This is a genomic window from Lysinibacillus sp. UBA5994, assembly GCF_002429725.1.
Taxonomy (GTDB): domain Bacteria; phylum Bacillota; class Bacilli; order Bacillales_A; family Planococcaceae; genus Lysinibacillus; species Lysinibacillus capsici.
In genome coordinates this window covers 319,088-339,299 of record NZ_DJAU01000056.1, presented here as the reverse complement: position 1 = coordinate 339,299, position 20,212 = coordinate 319,088, and the positions used below count along the sequence as shown (strand labels likewise).

The window sequence follows — 20,212 nt, the reverse complement described above, 5'->3', positions numbered from 1 at the left end:
GAGATCCATCTTATCCGATTGTTTTCACAACCGCTCCTTCTTGATTTTTAATATGTGTCTTCAAAATTTGAAAACTTACACCAGCTAAAGAAGAAATAGTGAATTGACTTTCTTGCGGTATCAGCCTCTGACTTAATTCTTCTACCGCTGCCTTGTTCAATGTGATCGTAATCTCTTGACCATTCTCTGAATAGCCTATTTGAGGGCCTGCTTTAAATATTATCGTTATTTGTTGACCGACTAAGGTAAGATCTTTATCTTTCAGAATACGTCCACGTAATAATTTACTAATGACAGCTGCTTGCTTTGCTCCAAGTTGAACAACATTAGACGGTTTGTTAAACCAGCTCTTTTTTTCTACTTCCCAAGCAAGTTGATCTACGAAAAGAAACCCCGTATTAGAGCCATCTTCTTCCATTCCTCGCACAACTGCCTCGGCAACTTCAGGATTTTGTAGGAGAGAAGTTCTTGTTAAATCCGTAGTATAGCTTGGTATTTGCTTCATGCCAGCCTGTAGTACACCAAGTGTATTCCATGTCTGCATCGCTTCTAACTCATCCTCTGAAATACCGACCATTTGGATAAACTCCATCTTGCCATTTGGTGTATCGATTTCAGCAAGCTCTGGATCATGTGTAAAGGCTAGTGCCGTTAATTGTGTGTCGGCATCGAGGCAAATCGGACCATTTGCATCCAAATAATCTCCCGCTCTAAAAACATTACCACTATTAAACACATATCTGCCCATATTCTGTAGTAAATTCAATGCCCAGGCAGGTGGCTCTTCCTCATCTAGTTGACGTACTAGTCGAAATGTTAATTCAAATCCATATCCACTATAGTCCTTGTTTTCAAATTCCTTTTCATATAGTTCCGAGAAGCCATATGTAACAAAATGCCAATGCGGAATGGATGTTTCGCTTTTATAAACACTAATTCCATCTAAAGGATCTTGTCCTCCCAGTGAATAGGGAATCAAAGTTCCATAATGCTTTGGCTCCTGCTCACCATATACCTGTGCTAATGCCTGATCAATCGCATCCCAGCCAACTGCTGCTATTTCATCACTCATTTCCATATCCTCCTTGCTGATATCACTCGTAGAACGTACGTATCTATTATTTATGATAGCAATTTTATGGTGACTCTTTTAACAGGAATAGGACTCATTTTCCAATTTCCAGCAACTAGGTTTATTGACATTCTATATGGGGTAAATATGACTAATATTGATGACGCCTTAGCGTAATTGCGTTCATTTTTTTCGGCTTGCTCGAAAAGTATTGGGACACCATTGAAGCAAAAAGTACAATTTGTACATTTATCGCACCACCGATAAAGAAGGGTGTTTTTCGCTGAAAGATAAAAAGACAATCCTCTTACAAAATAGAAGATTGTCGCATGAGTGTCTATTTTACTATTTAAACGTCAGGTAGTGCATCTTAACCATATAGCATAGCTGGCTCACGAACCGTTTGTAAATAATCTGCCAATTTCCCTGCAAATACTTTCTCTAAATACGGTAATTGCGCTAGGCAATGAGGCGTCATTAATGCTGGGTTTTGATATATTTTTAGCCCTCCCACCTTTAGTAGCGTCGCTACAAACTGGGAACAAAAATAAGCACGCTCACGTCTCACTTCCTTTTGCATCACCACACCAAAAAGTCCGATAAAATTATATTTATAGCGATCTCGATTCCAGTACATATAACGGACAATTTTCATCATGTCTAAATATTGATAATGTGATATACGACAGCGATAAATAACACAATCCGCACACTCAAATAGCCCTCTTTCTGCATCCTCTCGTAAAAAGCCCCCACTTAACGGATTGTTCAATTGCCTTCGACCAAAGCTATACATTTCAAATAGCCCCTCATCAAAGGCTATGGATGCATGATTCATCTCCTTGCCCGTATACATGCCGATCGCTTTTGATAATAACGTCCCTGTTTTGGTTAATACTATGTAAATCGTATGTGCCATATCTTCACCTACTTCAATATTCTCTCTCCTACTACCAATACGTTTTAAATCTTCAAATGGTTTCGTTAATTTCCTTTTTTTATAATTATACACAGCGAATCTTAAATATTTCCTAGTAGAACCTGAAGATTTTCTTAAGATTTAATAGGCTGGAAGTATTTTTAGAATTGGTTATGACGATGAAAGGATGTTGATTTTTTTACTACCTTTATTTATATGAGCCTAATTGTAGTGTTATGTGTGAAGGGATCGTGAAAATTTTTTCTAAGGTAAGGAATCTATTTGTCCTTTTTATTAAAAGACGCTACTCAATTTTGAGTAGCGTTCACTGAGTAATCATGCATTTAAATCCGTTATGGCTGGGACATTAATTTCTTTTACACAGGAGACTGCTGATAGATTAATTACACATTGCACAAGAGAGACAATATCTTGTACGGGGATTCGTGTACCTTCATATAAATGAATGGCTTTTTCCGCTCCTTCTTCATAGGGTACTTCTGCTGCCAGTTCACCAGGATTAATGCATGTGACAGAAATTTTATCTTTCCTTAAATGTTCACGTAGTGCATTTGTAATGCCCCTTACGCCGAATTTAGATGTGACAAATGAAACTTGTGCATTGTTTGTGTGATCTAAGCCTGCTGTAGATCCAATTAAAATAACCTTTCCCTGCTTCGCTTGTCTTAAGTTGGGTAAAAGTGCCTGAATATATGTAATAGTAGAAGTTAGATTGATATTGATTAATTTCGAAATATCCTCTACTTCATCCTTATCAAATGTATAATCATCTTCAAAACCATGCTTTTCCCATACACCCACATTATAAATTAATACATCGAGCGGAATGCCTTGTAACACTTCTTTTAAAGTGGAAATTTGTTGTTGACTAGACAGATCAATGGATAACCAGTGACGATTTACTCCATCATTTAGCTCTAAACTATTGGGTCTCGTTCGTGCTACCATCCATACTGTATCTCCTTTGGCAGGTAACCCCTTAACAAATGCATCTCCCAATCCTTGGCTAGCTCCAAAGATAATAAAATTCCTACTCATATTACCATCCTTTCTCATGACAAAATGTAATGAAAACCTGTAGCTTGTTGCCGATCAATATATTCTTAAGTGAAAGGAATTTCTGCCTTTCAAAATTATCGCTACTAACTGAAAAGAATGAATAACTTTCACCTTATTTGATCTTAACGTATTTAATGCTATTAATCTCTTTTTATCACTTGAACTTGCCACTGTCTCTTTTACGATTGTCGTATGAAAATTATTGTGAAGAGAACCTAAAGTAGTTGCAGTTACACAGCCTTCTGCAAATAAACCAACAATAATTATTTCTTTAATACCAGTAGCATTTATAAATCTAGTTAGCTCTGGGTTACTTTATATTTGTTATTCATTACCAATAGAATTTATCTGTTTAAACATGCTATCATTTTGTGGATATTGGTTAAAGCAGGTGAAAGATGAAAAGAAAGCTTATTTATACAATAATGTTCGTTTTATTCTGTTTCGTTTTTTTAATGAATCACATTTCTGTCTCTGCAAGTGGCTTTGATGATATAAAAAAACTGCCGAATCAAATGCAACAAGAAGTACAGGATCTAACAAAAAGAAATATTATTAAGGGAACAACACCGACAACTTTTTCCCCAAACACGACGATTACTCGTGGTCAAGTTGTCGTAATGATGGGACGATATATCGAACAGAACGGCATAGCGAAGGTTGATAAAAATTGGGAGGAAATGGATCGTTTTATGGATATGCCCCTTCGTGTGAAGGATCGTGAATTGCTAAAGTATTCAACTTTACTTTACGATAATGGCATCTTTAAAGGAGAAAATGGACGCCTAAATCCATATAATCACATGACACGAGAACAAATGGCACTAACGTTAAACCGACTTATGGTATTAGCCCGAAACTATTCATTGATTGACTATGCCTATGATTTGCAAAGTGATGTAGTGGATATACAGAAAGCAAATAAAGAAGCTAGACCCTATATAGAGGCACTTAATGCTTTAGGCATTTCCAATGTAGATACTTTCAATCCCAAAAACAGTGTGACACGTGTGCAGTTTGCTTCTTTTTTATCAAGAACAATCAAATTAATAGAGCGCAATCACCATGTTATTCATTTTGAAAAAACAGCTGAAGAGCTAGGATTTCAAAAAATTTCAAATGTAACAACGATCAATAAATCCCATTTACATGTGTCCTTTTCTAATTCTCTTCTTCATATTTATGCACGCTATGATGGTAACTTTGCCATCGACGAAGAAGTGCTAATTGAAGGGACTAGCCTTTTTGGTCGCCCTCACGAATCACGATTACAGCTAAGAAATCAATTTATGCAATCAAATGCTTTCTCCATTGTAAAAAAATACATTCCAGGTCAACATGGATATATCAATATGAACCTTTTCTTAATGCATAGTTTTACAGATGCGCATTACAAATTATTAGATACAGGAAAAGAATATGGATCAGAAGCAGGATATTTAGATAAACAAGGTATATCCATGTATTTCATAAACAGTGATTCTGGCATAATAGAGCATACAATCAATGGAAATGTATTATCTATGAAAAATGAAGAAATTATAAGAACACCCAAGACGGTGCATTATCGATATTATTTCGACTATCAAGGTGTGATGGTATCTGATACAGATGCCATGAATCATATCGGTGATAAGCGTTACACAGTAACAAATAATGGAGATGTTCTATTTGAAGGAAAAGTACTAAAAGACCGTACATTTTATTATTTACCTATCATTCGGCCGGTACCTTTTCATACCTATAATGATGATTTCGGTGGATTTACGTATACCGATGATGTGACATTGCAACAAATTTTAGCATTCCACAAAACGGACGGACAAAAATCAAGTATTCCCAGACAATACATGCATCCAAAGGTGCTAGTGATTGATGGGAAGAAAAATATATATGGTACAATTAATCTACGGGATGCAACGTTCGGGACTTTCGAAGAGATTAAAAATTATTAATATTCTTATAAATAAAGAAGCCATCTGGTGTTGTTTTTTCAGCATCAGATGGCTTCTTCGTTTACAGTTTATTCATTGTCCCAAATCGGATAATATGACTCGTAGATTGGGTAGCTATAATAAGGTGGTCTTACGCCAATGGTTGGTGTTAACCAGGTGTCATTCAAATAATGGATCTCAAGTGTAGACGCTTCATTTTCTAATAATCGCGTAACTTCTGGGAAAAATTCAACCTCCATTTTCAGTCCTCCTGTTTCCTTCACGGCTTGTTTGGATGTTTAACACAAAAAGCTAAGCTTTCATAGTATATGTTGAAAAGGAGGGATTGGTTATTACTAATCCGAATGACAAGGACTATCGTGAATTATTAGCACAAATCCACTTTTATCAAAAGTGGTTTGAGGACAATAAAAAGGAAGATCCATACCCGCAATATCCTGTCTATGGGAAGATTACGCAATATAAAGAAGTGCCACTTACTCAACCTGAACAAAGACAATTACGCCAACCAGGATTGGAAAGCTTAATGGTTCCTAAGCCCATCATAGAAAATCCTCATTATAAAGGGAGTGGTAAATTAAAGGGAAAAGTTGCGCTTATTACTGGGGGTGATAGCGGGATGGGTGCAGCTGCTGCCATTGCCTTTGCGAAAGAAGAGGCCGATGTGGCCATTGCTTATCTAGATGAGCATGAAGATGCGCTAAGAACGAAAAAAAGAGTTGAAGAATTAGGACAAAAATGTCTGCTGCTTCCTGGAGATCTTCGCTTTAAAAAACAATGTGTAGACATTGTTTCCGAAACGATGAACACTTTTGGTCAATTGGATATTTTATGTAACCATGTTGGGATTCAATTTCAGCAAAATGAGCTGACAGACATCACGGATGAACAGTTTGATGAAACCTTTAAATTAAATGTATATGCTCACTTCTATACGACAAAAGCCGCTCTCCCTTATTTACGAGCAGGAAGCTCCATTATTGGCACTGCCTCCGTTGTGGCTTATGCTGGAGAACCTTTACTCATCGATTATTCTGCTACAAAGGCGGCTATCGTAGGCTGGACTCGTTCCCTAGCTAAAAGCGTTGCCAAAAAACAGATTCGTGTCAACGCGATAGCCCCTGGCCGTATTTGGACACCACTTATTCCTTCTAGCTTTTCCTCTGATGAAAACGCCTTACATGGAACTAATTTATTTAACCGAATGGCTCAGCCCTTTGAAGTCGCCCCTACTTTTGTCTATTTAGCATCAGATGATTCGAGGCATGTTACAGGGCAAGTCTTGCATGTAGATGGTGGCGAATCAACCAATTCATAATCGACATTATATTTAAAATATGTACTAAAAATTTTCTATTAAATGAAAATATGATGCCTAGGATTATACCTATAATAAAAGCTTTACACCCTTATTTCAATTACTTTTCAATTTACTTACAGTGGTAATGTTTATAAGTTCTTTCACATACATTAATTTCGGGATAGCACCTTTAACATCGCCCCCAAGATGTTTTTGTACAATGCTATCCCTTTTTACATACTCTGTTTAGTTGGAGATTTCCCCAAGTTTTAATTCATTAAAAGCCGTTGCATTGTTCTTGGGAAGGTCCTCCTCATTCCAATCATCCTAATAGGACTGTGCGGCATTACATAAGCCACTGCGATTTAAAACCGTAGTGACTTATTGTTTGTTTTTTCGATTGAGAAAGTCCTATCATTATGCTGCATGTTTTACTAGTTCATGTTGTAATCAGGTAAAAGTGCTCTTTAATTTTGAACTTTCACAAATAAGTGTCACCAAAATAGTTATTGATAGTGTTCCAAGTATTTTCCTTCTTCGAAAATTTCTTGTGCACTTAAGGCTGTCCAATCCTCTGGTGTTTGTTCAGGATGCAAGTCAAGATAGTTTTTAACCATCTTATAGCCTTCACTGTAACCATAATTTTTCGGTAACCCTTTTCCACCATATAAGATGTCTGAGGTACGATTACTGTCGTACTTATGTAAATCAGGTTCTACTTTAGACCATAATTCCTTGTTGTAAGTTACATTCTTTGCTGTATAGCCGTAGTCAGGATAAACGTTTTTTTCAAACATGACCGCTTTTCCTTCAAAGACGATACTATCCAATACCGAAGCTCCGACATCTTTATTGAAATATTTTTCCGCCCAAACGCTGTGATGGTATTCGTGAGCAACAGTTGACTTTATACCATCATCCAAAACATTTAGATAAAGCGGGAGGATGATTTTGCCCGCTCCTACTGCGAAGGGTATTCTATTATTGGTTGCTGAAGGGAATACACAAACAGCTACATCGCTTTGAGAGGGTAAGAGGTCTGCGGATTTCAATAGCGATTCTTGAATGAGTTGATTGATTTCTGCTTTATGCGTCTCCATTTTTTCACTCACCATTTGTATTTCTGTTAGCCTGCTAGGAACCGTATTAAGCAGAGTTTCTGCCATATGATAATATTCCCCATTTTCAAAACAATCCTGGTAGATCGGTTGAATAACTTCCTTTTTATACAGATCCAGAGTTTCCGAGCTTGAAAGATTCGGATTCTCTTTGACCTTTTCCATATACGGATAAAACAGTTGATTGGCATGAATGATTTTGTATTTTTGTTTGGTTTGAGGGTGCTCAAATGAGAACACCATCTCTTCATCATCTGTTATTTGCTTTTTCTCATGAAGTTGGCTCTCACTTTTTTCTGTTGGTGTACAGGCAGCAAGCATAAGTAGTAAGAGACCTAGAATAAAGGTGATTCCCTTTTTAAATTTCATCCATTCTCCTCCCAATCGTTAATAACTAAAAATTCTTTATAACCCCATATATAACTTATATTACCATAAAAATAGTAATGAAAGAATGATTGATTTGTCAGTATTTAGTTAGCATCTCCACAAACAGCGTGTATGATTTTGTGAAGGTAAGAACCTCTAGCCACGCCTTTCATATATTATAGTGAAAGGAGTGGCTATTGTGCCTTGGCAACATAAAATTCCGTATTTAATCGGTCAGCCTGTTGGTGTTTCTTTTACAAATGGTCAAGGAACTTCTGGTGTCCTCTGTGGCGTATCAGGAGGAAAACTGCTTGTTCTTGAATATTTGTATCAAAGTCAATTTGCCTTAAAGCAATACGACCTTCATATGATTCATGATGTGAACGGCTTCCCCCCTTGTCATACGCAGCAGCCGTTATACTAAAAAAACATCCTAGAACGGATGTTTTTTTACATCGTGTTGAATACCAAAACAATTAGTAGTATTTGTTTCATTATTCTTGATGCTATACAGGCTAACAACTAACTCAAGCTACTATTCCATCATAATAATAAAGTAAAGCTTGCACCGCTTTATTCCCGAATGAAGGGACAACTCATTTTTTCTCTACTCGCTAATACCCCCCTTTTGTCCAATACATACTTTAAAAGAAAGAAAGAAAGGAGGTGTGTTTCATGAGTTACTGTAATTTCAATAATTACTGTGGCGGGGACAATGGAAGCGGCAATAGCTCTACATTCGTGCTTATTGTTGTACTATTCATCCTTCTTATTATCGTTGGTGCTAGCTTCATGTGTTAATTGATCGTCTTAGGCTTTAGCCTCTGTTCCATTACAGAAGCTAAAGCCTTTTTACCATGAATCGCTACCACAGCTATTCAAATCTCCTCCCCTTTTCGTTTTTTTCTAGCTCATTTATTTTTACTCACAATTAAAAGTTAGTAATTTAGATAGATAACTATCTTAAACCGCTAGCTTCACATAATAATAGTAGTGTAAAGTTCTTGTAACTTTACTTTACACTCCTTTTGGTACTTGGGGTCACTTTCGTCCGAGTGACCCTGTTCTAGCAACACACATTTAGTTTCTCCTTTTCCCTATCAAGCGGAATCATCGGAACATTCCTACAACAAATTCGTTTTTATAGGAAGGAGGAAAACAATGGGAATTAATTTAAATCTCTGGTCATTTATCTTATCTTTGGGCTGTATTCTATTATTTTTTCTATCAGGTTCAATGAAAGACTTCTTTGACACCTATCTTCATTTCCATCCATTACTGTTGACACTACTCTTGTCTATTGCCTGTTTCTACCTAAGCCTGGTCGGTATGAAAAATGTTAAAAATTTAACGACCTTGCTTCGAGGAATTTTAACAATGGTCATTACACTTATTGTGATGATTAGTATTTCTTTTATTTTACTTTTTGGTACCCTTTTAAGTTAAAATGACCTACCCCCACATTATTTTAATACAAGCCTCCTTGACGAACGTTTGTTCTATAGTTAAACTATTAGAAAAGGGGGCTTTTTTATGCAAGAAACAACGAATATTGAGTTAGTACATTTCTCTGAAAGCTATGTAGAGCAGTTAAATCGTTTTGAATTACCTGAAGAACAACACCAATTTACGGCACTTCCTCAAGAGATTTCAATCGAGAAGGTCGGACAGTATCCAATTGTGATTTTAAGTGGTGGCGTACCTGTCGGCTTTTTTGTGCTTCATGCAACGGACAGAGTCCAACAATATTCTAGTAATCCTCAGGCAATGTTACTAACTGCCCTGTCCATCGACCATCAGCAGCAAGGTAGGGGCTATGCTAAAAAGGCTATGTCTGCACTTGCTGATTTTGTGAAGCAGGAGTTTAAAGAATGTAATGAAGTAGTGTTAGTCGTCAATCATAAAAATATAGCTGCACAGAATTTATATGTCAAAGTGGGCTTTATGGATCATGGAGAAAGAAGAATGGGACCTATTGGTGAACAAATCGTTATGAATTTGCCATTGTAAAGAAATCGTCACTCATTTGCTTTTCAAAATGCGAGACGTACCTTACAAACAATGGAATTCTATTTTCCCCTACCATCTCTAAGAATTTCATTGTTACACCTCCACTCCATGGCATATAAGCTTTTCCTTCACGAATTCAACTGCTATGGGGCATGTTTATACAGTATAATAAAGTCAATTAGCTATAGAAAAGGTGGCTCTAGACAGTGAAAAAAGAGATGTGGCTATGGTTATTAGGAATTTCTCTACTAGCTGGATGTAGTGTTACTGTTCCAAACGAGACAGTAAACACCCCTGCTGAACAGGTCTCATCACAGCTTGAGATACAGCATGAGGCTCCATTGATCGCCGTTTCCGATGATGAGAAGGTGAAATTATTTGCACGAAATGAAGCACAAAATGAAATTACAGAGGTAACTTTAGATATTGATGGTAAGCGGAAAAATTTTGACTGGACAATCCCTGATACAGGAACTAAACCTCAGTTATTCTATACAGATCTGACAAATGATCATAAGGAAGAGGCTGCTATTATTATCCAAACTGGACGAGGGACAGGCCTCAATCACTATGAGATTCATGTGGTAAATGGAGAGGATTTATCGGAGATGAATGTCCAACATTATGAAGACATCGTTGCACATACTATTGAATCAACGATTACGAAAAAAGATGATGGCACATTAGCGATTACGATGAAAGCACAGGGAAAAGAATCTACATTTGATTATGACTTTGATCCAGCACCAGATATCAAGCAAGCGCAACTTGCTTTCGGTGGTGTGGTTATTTATACAGTAGAAAATCAAAAAATAATGTTAAACATCCCTGGATCGATTGGCATCTCACCTATTTATGTAGCCGATGTTCGTATTACCTATCAATTTAATCGTACTAACAATGAGTTTCTTGTTGAGCAAATTGATGTGAAACCTATCGAGAAATAAAGCCGCCAAAAGCTGACCACTCCTGTCATCAGCTTTTGGCTTTTTCGTCGTAGACGTAAGCCTAGGCATTGTGTAAATGTTTATTCATTAGCTCTTCGACTTGTGTTTTTAACGCTTGATTGGCATAGCGTAGTACCTCATCATTGCCTGCGGTAGCCACCTGCACATCACTAAAATAATCATCAATTCGATGCCAGCCAACTAATCGTATTTTTTGTTGGGCGAGCTGACGTTTTAATTGAAAATAATCTTTGTGTAGCTGCTTTAATAAAGCATCCATAGCAGGTAAAAATACACGCTTCATCTTAAAATGCTCCGCCACTGTTAGATCGTGCTGTAAGGATTTCACAGCTAAATCAAGCAGCAAATATTGATGTAATAATCGTCGTTGCTCTCCATTAATCACATCCATCATCTTCTATACGAGCAGCATAAATGTATCTTAACGGGATGTGCTTCGTTGTGGTAATGGTTTCTAGTAGCAGCTGGTCCTCGTTCATCGCTTGAATGGTACCTCCCCATTGCACATAGTTACCATGTTCCCATATAGTTAACATAATATAGTTATGCTGTGTGAATGCTTGTGTGATTATTTGCTGTAATTCTTCAAGCTCCCATTCAGCATGTTCCCGAGGCAACTCTGTCAACACCTCTTGTTTCCATGCCTTCAAAAGCATTAAATGCTCTGGTAGCATCATCGCTGTCCATTTCATCGTTCCTCTATCTCTTATCATTTTTTCCACTCCTTATGCTAAATGCCCGCCCACTAAGCGATTCCGTGAAATAGCTGTACCAGCGCTGGTATAGGAGGCTGCGCGTAATAAGGCCACCACTCCATATTTTCTACGAATCGCATCCATGACATGACCAATGACCTGTCGCTGGTCCTTACGCTCATCAAATAAATCAAGCTGAATACTACGCTCTGCCTCTAAATTTGTCAGTCTAACAGATAATTGACGCGCTGGCTCACCCGCAAAATGCTCATCTAGTAAGTCCAGACAAGTCTGATACATAACAAGGGTCTCATTGGTTGGACTTTCGATGGTTCTTGAGCGATGGAACCCCTTCGTCATCGCATTGCGACTGTAAGAGAGCCCCAAGCTAACAGTCCGCCCGACATAGCCTGCTTCCCGTGTACGTCGCATCACATCCTCACACATTTCTAGGAGTACAACTGCAATATCCTTTCGTGTGTGATAATCCTTCATGAGCATTTGGCCCTTCCCAAAGCTTAATGCCGCATTGTTCACCAATGGCTCACCTAATGTGGAGAGATCAATGCCCCATGCATGGTAATAGTATTGATTACCCATAATACCAAAGCGCTTTTCTAATTCGGCTAAATCGGCATGGGCTAATCCACCGACTGTTTGAATGCCCATCGCATTTAAATTGGCTGCCATCTGTTTCCCAATCCCCCACATATCAGATAAAGGACGCACTGGCCAAAGCTTTGTTGGGACATCGGCATAGGTCCATTTGGCAAAGCCTGTTTTTTTTGCCTCTAAATCTAATGCTAATTTAGCCATCAACATGTTTGGTCCCATGCCAATGGCGGACGGAATGCGAAACTTTTCATAGATGTCTTCCTGGATCAATTTGGCTACCTGTTCAGGCGAACCCCAAAGTTGCTCCGTACCTGTTAGATCTATAAAGCTTTCATCCACACTATAAACATGGATCGCCTCTGGAGGGACATATTGTGCAATCAGACGCGTAATGGCCATGGACATCTCTAGAAAAAAGGACATTTTTGGTTCAAACAACTTAATATCTGGATGTTTGGGAATTTCATAACGCCGATTCCCTGTTTTAATGTTAAATTTTTCTTTCATCACTGGTGATGCAGCCAGCACAATACTACCAGGTTGTTCAAAATTACCGATGATAGCAATTGGATCTGTCAGCACATCTAGCCCTTCTAGCATGGCAATACAGCTTGCATAAAAGCACTTCATATCAATACAAAAAATATCTTTCTGTGGGAAGTCGTTGTAATTCATATCACCTCAGACTCCCGTTGGAGAATGGGCAGAAGTGCTAGAACATTGTTAATATGAAACGTACGCTTCGCTAGCCTTGTAAAACAAAAGGCGGTAAAGGAATCACCTTTAATGTGGATGATTTTCACGCGCCTTTTCGTAATGGCACCTGATTTCGCTATATACATCATGTGAACGATTTGGTGACGATGCATGGCTTTTATCAACTGTTCTTTCATGTTGAATGCTCCTTTACTGACTCTGTTTGCGTTCATGTTGAACAGAGTTTTTGATAACTAAGAACAAACGTTTGTGTTTTTATTATACGCACGTATGTTCTGAAATAGAAGTGGTAATTTTAGCTAATTTTTTTCCAGACAGAGGCTGACTGTAGCTAGGCATTTGTGTAAGTCTAGAAGTACCTAAAACATAATCTATGATGATGAATAGCTCAATTTATATGAGAAAGGATGTAAGTATCAGCTCAAATATCGATTATAACTCCCCTTCTGCAGCGTTCACTTTTGATGTCAATAAAAGTACGCTTTTTAAAAAAGACTCCCGAAATTACATTAATATTCTCGGTGTGGAACAATTAAATACATTAGAAAATACATCTTTGCTTGATATTTTTTTAAGTAAAGACAATGTCATCGAGCCACATTACCATCAAAATGCTGCAGAGCTTGTCTATTGTATTGCAGGAGCAGCAACGGTTTCTATATTGAATCCCTTTACCAAGAAAATTCAAAACTATCCTATCAAGCCTGGGCAGGTTGCGAATGTACCACAGGGCTGGTGGCATTATGAAGTAGCCACAGAAGATGACACGCATCTACTTGCTATTTTTGATGCGCCAACGCCAGAGGTCATTTTAGGCTCTGATATCTTAAAATTCACACCAGCCAATATTATGGCCCATACGTATTGTTTAGATGAAGAACAATGGAAGAAAACGATTGCACCGATTGTTCCTACGACTTATATCGGACCAGCAAAAGGCTGCAATCGTGTCCAATCAGCAACCGATCAAGCCCCTTATAAACCAACCATGCCACAGCAATATATGAAACCATGTCCATATCCTTATCCCTATCGTTACCCTCCTATGTACCCTTATGGCACCTACTATTAGCGACCTCTTATACATTTTTTATTGTAAAAGATGAATAGAATGTCATTTACTGCTACATCCTAATCTTAAATCAACCTAAGAGTTAGGAAGTGTCAGGATGACAATGATAAATGAAAATCTAGCATCGCTACGATTTAAGGAGGTTTTCAAGCTTTGGTCACAGCTTGGGATCAATCAAGGCTATATTGCTTCCAGTCATGCTTTTTTTAAGCATACGCGTGATAAAAACTTAAAAATCCTTACATTGGAATTTATTCAATGTTTAAAAGAGGAAAATAAACAGCTAACACTGCTATTAAAGGAAAACGGTGTGCTGGCACCAACAGCATCAATAGAATACAGTAAAATGAAAATAACGGATATTCGTGGGAAATCTTTCATTAATGATGGCGAAATAAGTGCTATTTTATCGATGAATATTGCCTCTTCTTTGATTGCCGTAAGCCAAGCTTTAGAGCTGGCAGTAAAGAAAACACATCTAACCAAATATAGTGAACTCCATATGCGTTATGCGCTACTTGGAGCGAGATTGATTGACCTAAGTAAGAGTAAAGGCTGGTTATTAGCCTCTACACACTAAAAAGAAGCCTCCGTTTTAATAACTAACGGAAGCTTCTTTTTTTTAATCTTTATCGATTTCTCACGAACAGTAGCTTATACCATTGATTGACTAGGAATGGTAACACCGATAGGCTATAAATAAAGCCTAGCTGTGCTGGTGTTAATGGAGCTACCTCAAAGACCGTTGTAAGCATCGGCATAAATAAGACCATGTGTAAACTTAGCACACCAATGATAAAGGCGAACCACGTATATTTATTCGAAAATACACCAATCGCAAAGATGGATTGTTTGGATCGAGAATTAAAGCCATGCACTAACCTTGACAGGCATAGTGTTGTAAAGGCCATCGTGCTTGCTGTTAACGTATCGCCTGTCGATAAACCGATTTGAAACGCAATAATGGTGGAGATGGCGATTAATATCCCTTCAAGCACAACTTGTGTGGTAAATTTTTTATTTAATAAAGGAGTATGAATGTTTCTAGGCTTGTCCTTCATTGTTTTCTTATTATTTGGCTCTAAACCGATGGCAATAGCAGGCAGACTATCTGTTAATAAGTTGATGAATAGAAGATGGACAGGTGCAAAAGGAACAGGTAAGCCCAGAACCGTTGCATATAACACGACAAAAATAGCGCCTGCATTTCCAGATAATAAGAACAGAATGGCATTTTTAATATTTGTATAGATGCTACGGCCATTGGCGATTGCTTTAACAATTGTTGAAAAATTGTCATCCGTTAAAATCATGGATGAGGCATCTTTTGCAACCTCTGTGCCTGTTACGCCCATAGCCACCCCAATATCTGCTTGCTTCAAAGCAGGTCCATCATTGACACCGTCTCCTGTCATGGCAACCACATGTCCTTTATCCTGCCATGCTTTAACAATTCGAATTTTTTGGGCTGGTGTAACACGGGCATAAACAGAATAATCCTGTACTTTCTCTTGCAGCTCTTGATCAGTTAAGCCTTCGAGCGCATGTCCCTCTATAGCTTCAGCTGGATTTTGCAAAATACCAATTTGTTCGGCAATCGCGGTTGCTGTAATTTTATGGTCTCCTGTAATCATGACGGGTTTAATACCTGCCTTTATACAGCTTTCCACAGCCTCTTTCGACTCTTTTCTTGGAGGGTCCATCATCGCTACTAAGCCGACAAAGATTAAATCTCGTTCCGCTCGTGGATCGACTTTTTGTAGAGGCAATACCTCCTTATAAGCAATGGCTAACACCCTTAAACCATTCATAGAAAAATCACGATTCACCGCCTCGATTTTCTGGCGATGCTGCGGGGTTATCTCAAAAATACCTGTTGATGTTTTGATTCGTGTCACTTTTGGTAAGAGTACATCCAGAGCCCCTTTGGTAATCATGATGGGCTGCTTGTCCATCTGATTGACAGTGCTCATAAGCTTCCTCGTCGAATCAAATGGAATTTCAGCCAATCGTGGATATTGCTCACGTATCTTCAATTCATCTAACCCATACTGTTTCCCCAATTTCACGAGCGCAATTTCTGTAGGATCACCAATTTCTTTGTGGTCACGCTCGACAGCGTCACTACATAAAAGCGCTTTTACCATTAGTTCTTTTTCCACTGGATTTACTGGATTGAGCCAATCATGAGGAATTTTCTTCTGGTCCACAAAAACTTCCTGTACCACCATTTTATTTTCTGTTAAAGTACCTGTTTTATCAGAACAGATGACCGATACACTCCCCAAGCTTTCCACAGCATAAAGCTTGCGGATGATCGCATTTTCCTTTGCCATCTTTTGGGTGCCAAAAGCTAATACGATGGTCACGATAGAACTTAAAGCCTCAGGGATAGCCGCCACAGCAAGAGATACAGCAAACATAAAGGATTCTACTAAGGCTCGTCCTCGGATAAGATCAATCGTAAAGATTGCTAAACAAATCAGCGTAATCCCTAAGGCTAATTTTTCACCGAATTGATCGAGACTAATTTGTAATGGCGTTTTCTTTTCCTTTGCTGTATCGAGTAAATTCGCAATTTTTCCGATTTCCGTCTGCATCCCAATTGCCGTAACCATCACGATGCCACGTCCATTGGTCACAAAGCTTCCTGAGTACACCATATTTTTCTTATCCGCAATGGTGATATTCTGCTTCCGAATGGGGTCTGTACTTTTTGCCACAGCAATTGATTCGCCTGTAAGAGAGCTTTCGTTGATGTGTAAATTATGGCTTTCTAGTAGTCTTCCATCCGCATTAATATAATCTCCCGCCTCCAACATCAGAAGGTCCCCTACTACAATTTCTTCAGAAGGAATTTCTACTAGTTGATTATGACGCATGACCTTGGCAATGGGAGAGGTCAATGCTTTTAGATTATCTAATGATTGTTCAGCCTTCACATGCTGCACTGTACCTAAAATGGCATTTAAAATAACCACGATCATGATCACAATGGTGCTTTCTACTTCTCCTAGTAGAAAGGAAACGAAGGCAGCAACGAGTAAAATGATGACCAATAAATCTTTGAATTGGCCCATAAAAACAGCCAACGTACTTGTCTTTTTCCCTTCCTCTAATACATTATAGCCATAGACTTGTTGCCTCTTTTGGACGTCATCATCAGTCAAACCTTGCGTGGTGACGTTCAATATCTTCATGACTTCAGCAGTTGATTGTTGATGATATTCAGTCATTGAGTTCTCCTTCCATTTACAAGATTTGAAAGTCTCCTACTATTTTTCTTAAAAATAATATTCGCTCTTAAAATCTCAAACTCCTCAAATCTGTAAATTCATTAACTACAACAATCTATTCCATAGGTAATTAGAGTATGCTAAGAAACCATAGAGAATTTAATTTTAGGAAGTGTACGAAAATAGATTCATGCAAACCAATTAAAAAGGTATTGGGATGGCTTTCCCAATACCTTTCAGGGCTATCGTTCGATTATGAATGATGATGTGCTGACTGATAATCTACGTGCTGCTCCTGTCCAAGAGGTGCCCTTTTAATAGAAAAGATCGCGCAGCCTAATGCACAAAGAACTAGAATCGTACCAAAGCTAGCTAGGTGCATAACAGAACCTGTCCAAGCAAACATTGCGCCACCAACTGCTGATCCGATAGAAATACCAATTTGCAGGGCAGCTGTATTTAAGCTTTGCTGAATATCCGATGATTGAGGATCCGCCTGAATTAAGTAATTTTGTAATGGCGGTGTCAGTGCCCAGCTCAACGCACCCCATAAAACCGTAAATACTAAAAACAGTGGAAGGGCAATAATTGTATAAGGAATACTAAATAAGACAATGGCAAAAGCTGAGACAATTAAAATAATGGCTTTACTTGTGCCAATTTTATCACTCACCCATCCACCTACAGCATTTCCACTAACAGAGGCAATACCAAAAATTAAGTAACAAATACTAATCCATGAAGCATTCATATCAAATGCCTCTACTAAAAATGGTGTTAAATAGGCGTAGAGCATGTAATGGCCCGCTAGCATAAATAGGGTAGTTAACTGTGCTGTCAGGATTTTTAAATTCGCCAGCGATTTAATTTGCGCCTTGAGTGGCACTACTTCTCCAATTGGCATTTTTTCAAGTAATAAAGCAATTAATATCATTGAAATCGTTGATAGGATACTAATACCTAAAAATACAGCTCGCCAGCCAAACGCTTCTGTAATAAAAATACCCATTGGCACACCGATCACCAGCGCAGAACTTACCCCCATAAAAACAAGCCCCAGTGCTTTAGCACGATGGCGAGGCTCTACGATTTTAGTTGTAATCGTTAATGATAAAACAATCACTAACGCTGTACTCATAGCTGTGAAAATACGTGCGATTAGCACAATGATAAACGTTGTACTAAAGAAGGTCATTAGATTTCCTAACGTAAAAATAAATAAAGAAATAAGGAATAAGCGCTTGCGTTCCACCTTGGCTGTCAAGGATAGTAGGACAGGCGCAGAAATCGCATAAACAAGTGCAAAAATAGTAATTAATTGTCCCGCTGTCGCTAAAGACACATCTAAATCCTCTGCAATATTTGGCAGGATTCCACCAACAATTAATTCAACTAACCCTACTGCAAAGGTAGTCACAGCAAGAATATAAACTCTCCAATTCATCGTAATCTCCCCTTCGATACACGTTCATTTTTGTAGGAGATTGTTTTAAAACAAACTAAAAAAATCCTGACTACAAAAATGAAGCAAAGTTTTGTAGTCAGGATTTTATGGTTCCTGGTAGAGACCCTCAATCCATATTATTGAGGTTATACAGATCAAATATTTACTTTAGCTATAGTAGCACATCAAAATTTCATTGACAATAGCTTTTTTCATAGAATTCATTGCCTCTAAAAATCTTTTGGGCAAGAGAAAATTTCGATTTTCTGCTTATATTTCGACGAATTTGACCATATATATAAACATACAATAACTATTTTACGAGGTGATTGTTTGCGTATAGTAGGATTTGTCTGCTATTTTTTAATACTATTTTATGGCGTAGAATTAGTAGAAGAAGCGTTCACAAATGAAGAACCAGCAATGCAATCTCCCATGAAAAGTAAGCCATCGCCCATCAAGGAAACCGTTGAAAATTCAAGGATTTGTGTCTATTATCCCACTTATAAAAGCTGTACCGATTTACCCCAACAATAAAAAAGAGGCTACTCAATGGAGTGACCTCTTTTTTCATCATTTTGAGCCAATATGAAAATGACTAAATGGATATAGTATTAATTTCGATTCACCATATACAGCATCCTCTGAAATTAAACCATAATGGCGACTGTCACTACTTTTTAGGCGATTGTCACCAAGCACAAAATACATGCCCTCTGGCACTTCTTTTTCATTCACTAATTGTTCCAATGTAAAGTTTTCCGTAATGCGTAATTGATTAGGATCATCCGTTTGACGGTTCACATAATCTTCTTTATATGCTTTGCCATTGACGTACAATACATCATCTTTCATTTCCACTTTATCCCCTGGAAGACCGATGACACGTTTAATATATAACTCATCTTCGACAGGAGATTGGAAAACAATTTGATCAAAACGCTCAATTTTACTTGTTTTGCTTACAATAATAATATCCTTATCGTGATAAGTTGGATACATAGATGCTCCCTGTACTTTAATCGGCGCAAATAAGAATTGCTTACAGCCAAAAACAACAACAGCTGTAATGACAATAATTTTGATGTAGGATAATATTTCTTTTTTAAGATTGGATGTTTTTTCCGCTTGCATGCTCATTCCCCGATACTGTTTTTTTAATAGTATAACATTTTCTCACTATTATTGACGAATGAATCACACAAATTGTTTCCTATTCATAGAAAAATAGACAAGGCTACAAAGTAACATTGTCTAGAAATTGATATTTTACTGTTTCAACGTTATGAATGGTTAGTTTGTGTAGCAGAGTGATGCTGCTCGTTTAATAAATCTACTGCTAATACGATACCCACTGGTAATGCAAATGCTAATAAAATTGTGCCTACAATCATCACAATCACTCCTTTAACCATTTCTAATGTCAGTATACACTTAATTTTCTGATATTTCAAGAAATATCGAAAAATGATGAATAACAGCAAAAAAATCATTCAACTAGGCATGCACCCTACCTGAATGATTTTTTATCCCTTACATAAATAATTTTAAACATAATACTTGTAGGCCTCTTATTGCTGATTGGACTGGATTTTTTCGCACTTTACGTTTAGGTACATAGCTTTGCATGCAATGATTCAGC

Annotated in this window: 23 protein-coding genes, 1 pseudogene and 1 riboswitch; of the genes and pseudogenes, 10 read left to right on the top strand and 14 right to left on the bottom strand. The window is 37.8% G+C overall.

The genetic code is table 11. The features are described 5' to 3' along the window. Positions 1–10: 10 nt before the first annotated feature. The 4 genes and pseudogenes from B3D98_RS17960 to B3D98_RS21690 all read right to left on the bottom strand — a co-directional run. Entirely contained in the window at positions 11–1,072 is a 1,062-nt protein-coding gene (locus B3D98_RS17960) for a suppressor of fused domain protein (RefSeq protein ID WP_288584889.1), read from the bottom strand. Positions 1,073–1,442: 370 nt separating this feature from the next. Beyond that, positions 1,443–1,991: a hypothetical protein gene (locus B3D98_RS17955; RefSeq protein ID WP_036076496.1), complete on the bottom strand. Its 549-nt coding sequence runs from the start codon at positions 1,989–1,991 to the stop codon at positions 1,443–1,445. Positions 1,992–2,327: 336 nt separating this feature from the next. Continuing rightward, positions 2,328–3,050: an SDR family NAD(P)-dependent oxidoreductase gene (locus tag B3D98_RS17950; protein ID WP_288584886.1), complete on the bottom strand. Its 723-nt coding sequence runs from the start codon at positions 3,048–3,050 to the stop codon at positions 2,328–2,330. A gap of 54 nt (positions 3,051–3,104) precedes the next feature. Continuing rightward, positions 3,105–3,371: pseudogene (locus B3D98_RS21690) on the bottom strand (isochorismatase family protein); the annotation flags it as partial. A 98-nt stretch (positions 3,372–3,469) separates the two neighbouring features. Here B3D98_RS21690 and B3D98_RS17945 point away from each other — a divergent pair. Further along, positions 3,470–5,026 (top strand): S-layer homology domain-containing protein, encoded by a 1,557-nt coding sequence (locus B3D98_RS17945; RefSeq protein ID WP_288584884.1) that lies wholly within the window; start codon positions 3,470–3,472, stop codon positions 5,024–5,026. 68 nt (positions 5,027–5,094) lie between these two features. Here the strand turns inward: B3D98_RS17945 and B3D98_RS17940 are convergent, their stop codons facing one another. Continuing rightward, a complete protein-coding gene (locus B3D98_RS17940; protein ID WP_167444824.1) occupies positions 5,095–5,265 on the bottom strand; it encodes a hypothetical protein in 171 nt (56 codons plus the stop codon). A 92-nt stretch (positions 5,266–5,357) separates the two neighbouring features. Between B3D98_RS17940 and B3D98_RS17935 the strand changes: the two genes are divergently transcribed. Continuing rightward, positions 5,358–6,344, top strand: coding sequence for an SDR family oxidoreductase (locus B3D98_RS17935; RefSeq protein WP_036076497.1), 987 nt, complete (start codon positions 5,358–5,360; stop codon positions 6,342–6,344). A 488-nt stretch (positions 6,345–6,832) separates the two neighbouring features. Here the strand turns inward: B3D98_RS17935 and B3D98_RS17930 are convergent, their stop codons facing one another. After that, positions 6,833–7,813, bottom strand: a complete 981-nt coding sequence (locus B3D98_RS17930) for a DUF2268 domain-containing protein (protein WP_259951136.1) — start codon at positions 7,811–7,813, stop codon at positions 6,833–6,835. A gap of 199 nt (positions 7,814–8,012) precedes the next feature. On the opposite strand from B3D98_RS17930, the gene B3D98_RS17925 reads away from it, so the two are divergent. From B3D98_RS17925 to B3D98_RS17905, 5 genes are all read left to right on the top strand, one after another. Next, on the top strand, positions 8,013–8,237 hold the full coding sequence (locus tag B3D98_RS17925; protein ID WP_004224247.1) for a hypothetical protein: 225 nt from the start codon (positions 8,013–8,015) through the stop codon (positions 8,235–8,237). Between the two features lie 251 nt (positions 8,238–8,488). Continuing rightward, positions 8,489–8,614 (top strand): YjcZ family sporulation protein, encoded by a 126-nt coding sequence (locus tag B3D98_RS17920; RefSeq protein WP_103118307.1) that lies wholly within the window; start codon positions 8,489–8,491, stop codon positions 8,612–8,614. 360 nt (positions 8,615–8,974) lie between these two features. Then, entirely contained in the window at positions 8,975–9,259 is a 285-nt protein-coding gene (locus B3D98_RS17915) for a hypothetical protein (RefSeq protein WP_036076476.1), read from the top strand. Positions 9,260–9,346: 87 nt separating this feature from the next. Beyond that, on the top strand, positions 9,347–9,823 hold the full coding sequence (locus B3D98_RS17910; protein ID WP_048392488.1) for a GNAT family N-acetyltransferase: 477 nt from the start codon (positions 9,347–9,349) through the stop codon (positions 9,821–9,823). 206 nt (positions 9,824–10,029) lie between these two features. Beyond that, the gene (locus B3D98_RS17905) at positions 10,030–10,770 is read left to right on the top strand and encodes a hypothetical protein (RefSeq protein ID WP_054550404.1); all 741 of its coding nucleotides are present in this window, start codon (positions 10,030–10,032) and stop codon (positions 10,768–10,770) included. 61 nt (positions 10,771–10,831) lie between these two features. On the opposite strand, the gene B3D98_RS17900 is transcribed toward B3D98_RS17905, so the two are convergent. Genes B3D98_RS17900 through B3D98_RS17885 form a run of 4 tightly spaced genes read right to left on the bottom strand, consistent with a single transcriptional unit; the run spans position 10,832 to position 12,994 of the window. Continuing rightward, entirely contained in the window at positions 10,832–11,185 is a 354-nt protein-coding gene (locus tag B3D98_RS17900; protein ID WP_009370358.1) for a hypothetical protein, read from the bottom strand. Beyond that, positions 11,169–11,504: a YolD-like family protein gene (locus tag B3D98_RS17895; RefSeq protein ID WP_009370357.1), complete on the bottom strand. Its 336-nt coding sequence runs from the start codon at positions 11,502–11,504 to the stop codon at positions 11,169–11,171. Before B3D98_RS17895 ends, B3D98_RS17900 begins: the two co-directional genes overlap by 17 nt. Before the next feature lie 12 nt (positions 11,505–11,516). Continuing rightward, entirely contained in the window at positions 11,517–12,776 is a 1,260-nt protein-coding gene (locus tag B3D98_RS17890; protein ID WP_131521427.1) for a DNA polymerase thumb domain-containing protein, read from the bottom strand. Then, the gene (locus B3D98_RS17885) at positions 12,773–12,994 is read right to left on the bottom strand and encodes a transcriptional regulator (protein ID WP_048392481.1); all 222 of its coding nucleotides are present in this window, start codon (positions 12,992–12,994) and stop codon (positions 12,773–12,775) included. The genes B3D98_RS17890 and B3D98_RS17885 overlap by 4 nt, the downstream gene beginning before the upstream one ends. 239 nt (positions 12,995–13,233) lie before the next feature. Here B3D98_RS17885 and B3D98_RS17880 point away from each other — a divergent pair, with 239 nt between their 5' ends. Then, entirely contained in the window at positions 13,234–13,890 is a 657-nt protein-coding gene (locus B3D98_RS17880) for a cupin domain-containing protein (protein ID WP_349679724.1), read from the top strand. 97 nt (positions 13,891–13,987) lie between these two features. Then, complete coding sequence (locus B3D98_RS17875) at positions 13,988–14,470, top strand: DUF3231 family protein (RefSeq protein WP_048392480.1); 483 nt, start codon at positions 13,988–13,990, stop codon at positions 14,468–14,470. A gap of 49 nt (positions 14,471–14,519) precedes the next feature. Here the strand turns inward: B3D98_RS17875 and B3D98_RS17870 are convergent, their stop codons facing one another. Together B3D98_RS17870 and B3D98_RS17865 are read right to left on the bottom strand one after the other, a co-directional pair. Continuing rightward, positions 14,520–17,126, bottom strand: coding sequence for a cation-translocating P-type ATPase (locus B3D98_RS17870; protein ID WP_115673301.1), 2,607 nt, complete (start codon positions 17,124–17,126; stop codon positions 14,520–14,522). Between the two features lie 253 nt (positions 17,127–17,379). After that, entirely contained in the window at positions 17,380–18,570 is a 1,191-nt protein-coding gene (locus tag B3D98_RS17865) for an MFS transporter (RefSeq protein ID WP_009370354.1), read from the bottom strand. A 74-nt stretch (positions 18,571–18,644) separates the two neighbouring features. Further along, positions 18,645–18,744, bottom strand: a riboswitch (purine riboswitch). 159 nt (positions 18,745–18,903) lie between these two features. On the opposite strand from B3D98_RS17865, the gene B3D98_RS17860 reads away from it, so the two are divergent. Then, complete coding sequence (locus tag B3D98_RS17860; RefSeq protein WP_036218669.1) at positions 18,904–19,107, top strand: hypothetical protein; 204 nt, start codon at positions 18,904–18,906, stop codon at positions 19,105–19,107. 36 nt (positions 19,108–19,143) lie between these two features. Here B3D98_RS17860 and lepB read toward each other — a convergent pair whose 3' ends face one another. Together lepB and B3D98_RS17850 are read right to left on the bottom strand one after the other, a co-directional pair. Then, positions 19,144–19,704, bottom strand: a complete 561-nt coding sequence (gene lepB / locus B3D98_RS17855; RefSeq protein ID WP_048392477.1) for a signal peptidase I — start codon at positions 19,702–19,704, stop codon at positions 19,144–19,146. A gap of 149 nt (positions 19,705–19,853) precedes the next feature. After that, the gene (locus B3D98_RS17850) at positions 19,854–19,964 is read right to left on the bottom strand and encodes a hypothetical protein (protein WP_004230560.1); all 111 of its coding nucleotides are present in this window, start codon (positions 19,962–19,964) and stop codon (positions 19,854–19,856) included. Between the last annotated feature and the right edge of the window lie 248 nt (positions 19,965–20,212).

Coding starts and splice junctions, on each gene's coding strand:
- B3D98_RS17865 (WP_009370354.1), bottom strand. CDS start 18,570: ATGAATTGGAGAGTTTATATTCTTGCTGTGACTACCTTTGCAGTAGGG.
- B3D98_RS17920 (WP_103118307.1), top strand. CDS start 8,489: ATGAGTTACTGTAATTTCAATAATTACTGTGGCGGGGACAATGGAAGC.
- B3D98_RS17950 (WP_288584886.1), bottom strand. CDS start 3,050: ATGAGTAGGAATTTTATTATCTTTGGAGCTAGCCAAGGATTGGGAGAT.
- B3D98_RS17870 (WP_115673301.1), bottom strand. CDS start 17,126: ATGACTGAATATCATCAACAATCAACTGCTGAAGTCATGAAGATATTG.
- B3D98_RS17850 (WP_004230560.1), bottom strand. CDS start 19,964: ATGATTGTAGGCACAATTTTATTAGCATTTGCATTACCAGTGGGTATC.
- B3D98_RS17930 (WP_259951136.1), bottom strand. CDS start 7,813: ATGAAATTTAAAAAGGGAATCACCTTTATTCTAGGTCTCTTACTACTT.
- B3D98_RS17885 (WP_048392481.1), bottom strand. CDS start 12,994: ATGAAAGAACAGTTGATAAAAGCCATGCATCGTCACCAAATCGTTCAC.
- B3D98_RS17910 (WP_048392488.1), top strand. CDS start 9,347: ATGCAAGAAACAACGAATATTGAGTTAGTACATTTCTCTGAAAGCTAT.
- B3D98_RS17900 (WP_009370358.1), bottom strand. CDS start 11,185: ATGATGGATGTGATTAATGGAGAGCAACGACGATTATTACATCAATAT.
- B3D98_RS17915 (WP_036076476.1), top strand. CDS start 8,975: ATGGGAATTAATTTAAATCTCTGGTCATTTATCTTATCTTTGGGCTGT.
- B3D98_RS17875 (WP_048392480.1), top strand. CDS start 13,988: ATGACAATGATAAATGAAAATCTAGCATCGCTACGATTTAAGGAGGTT.
- lepB (WP_048392477.1), bottom strand. CDS start 19,704: ATGCAAGCGGAAAAAACATCCAATCTTAAAAAAGAAATATTATCCTAC.
- B3D98_RS17955 (WP_036076496.1), bottom strand. CDS start 1,991: ATGGCACATACGATTTACATAGTATTAACCAAAACAGGGACGTTATTA.
- B3D98_RS17890 (WP_131521427.1), bottom strand. CDS start 12,776: ATGAATTACAACGACTTCCCACAGAAAGATATTTTTTGTATTGATATG.
- B3D98_RS17940 (WP_167444824.1), bottom strand. CDS start 5,265: ATGGAGGTTGAATTTTTCCCAGAAGTTACGCGATTATTAGAAAATGAA.
- B3D98_RS17945 (WP_288584884.1), top strand. CDS start 3,470: ATGAAAAGAAAGCTTATTTATACAATAATGTTCGTTTTATTCTGTTTC.
- B3D98_RS17895 (WP_009370357.1), bottom strand. CDS start 11,504: ATGATAAGAGATAGAGGAACGATGAAATGGACAGCGATGATGCTACCA.
- B3D98_RS17960 (WP_288584889.1), bottom strand. CDS start 1,072: ATGAGTGATGAAATAGCAGCAGTTGGCTGGGATGCGATTGATCAGGCA.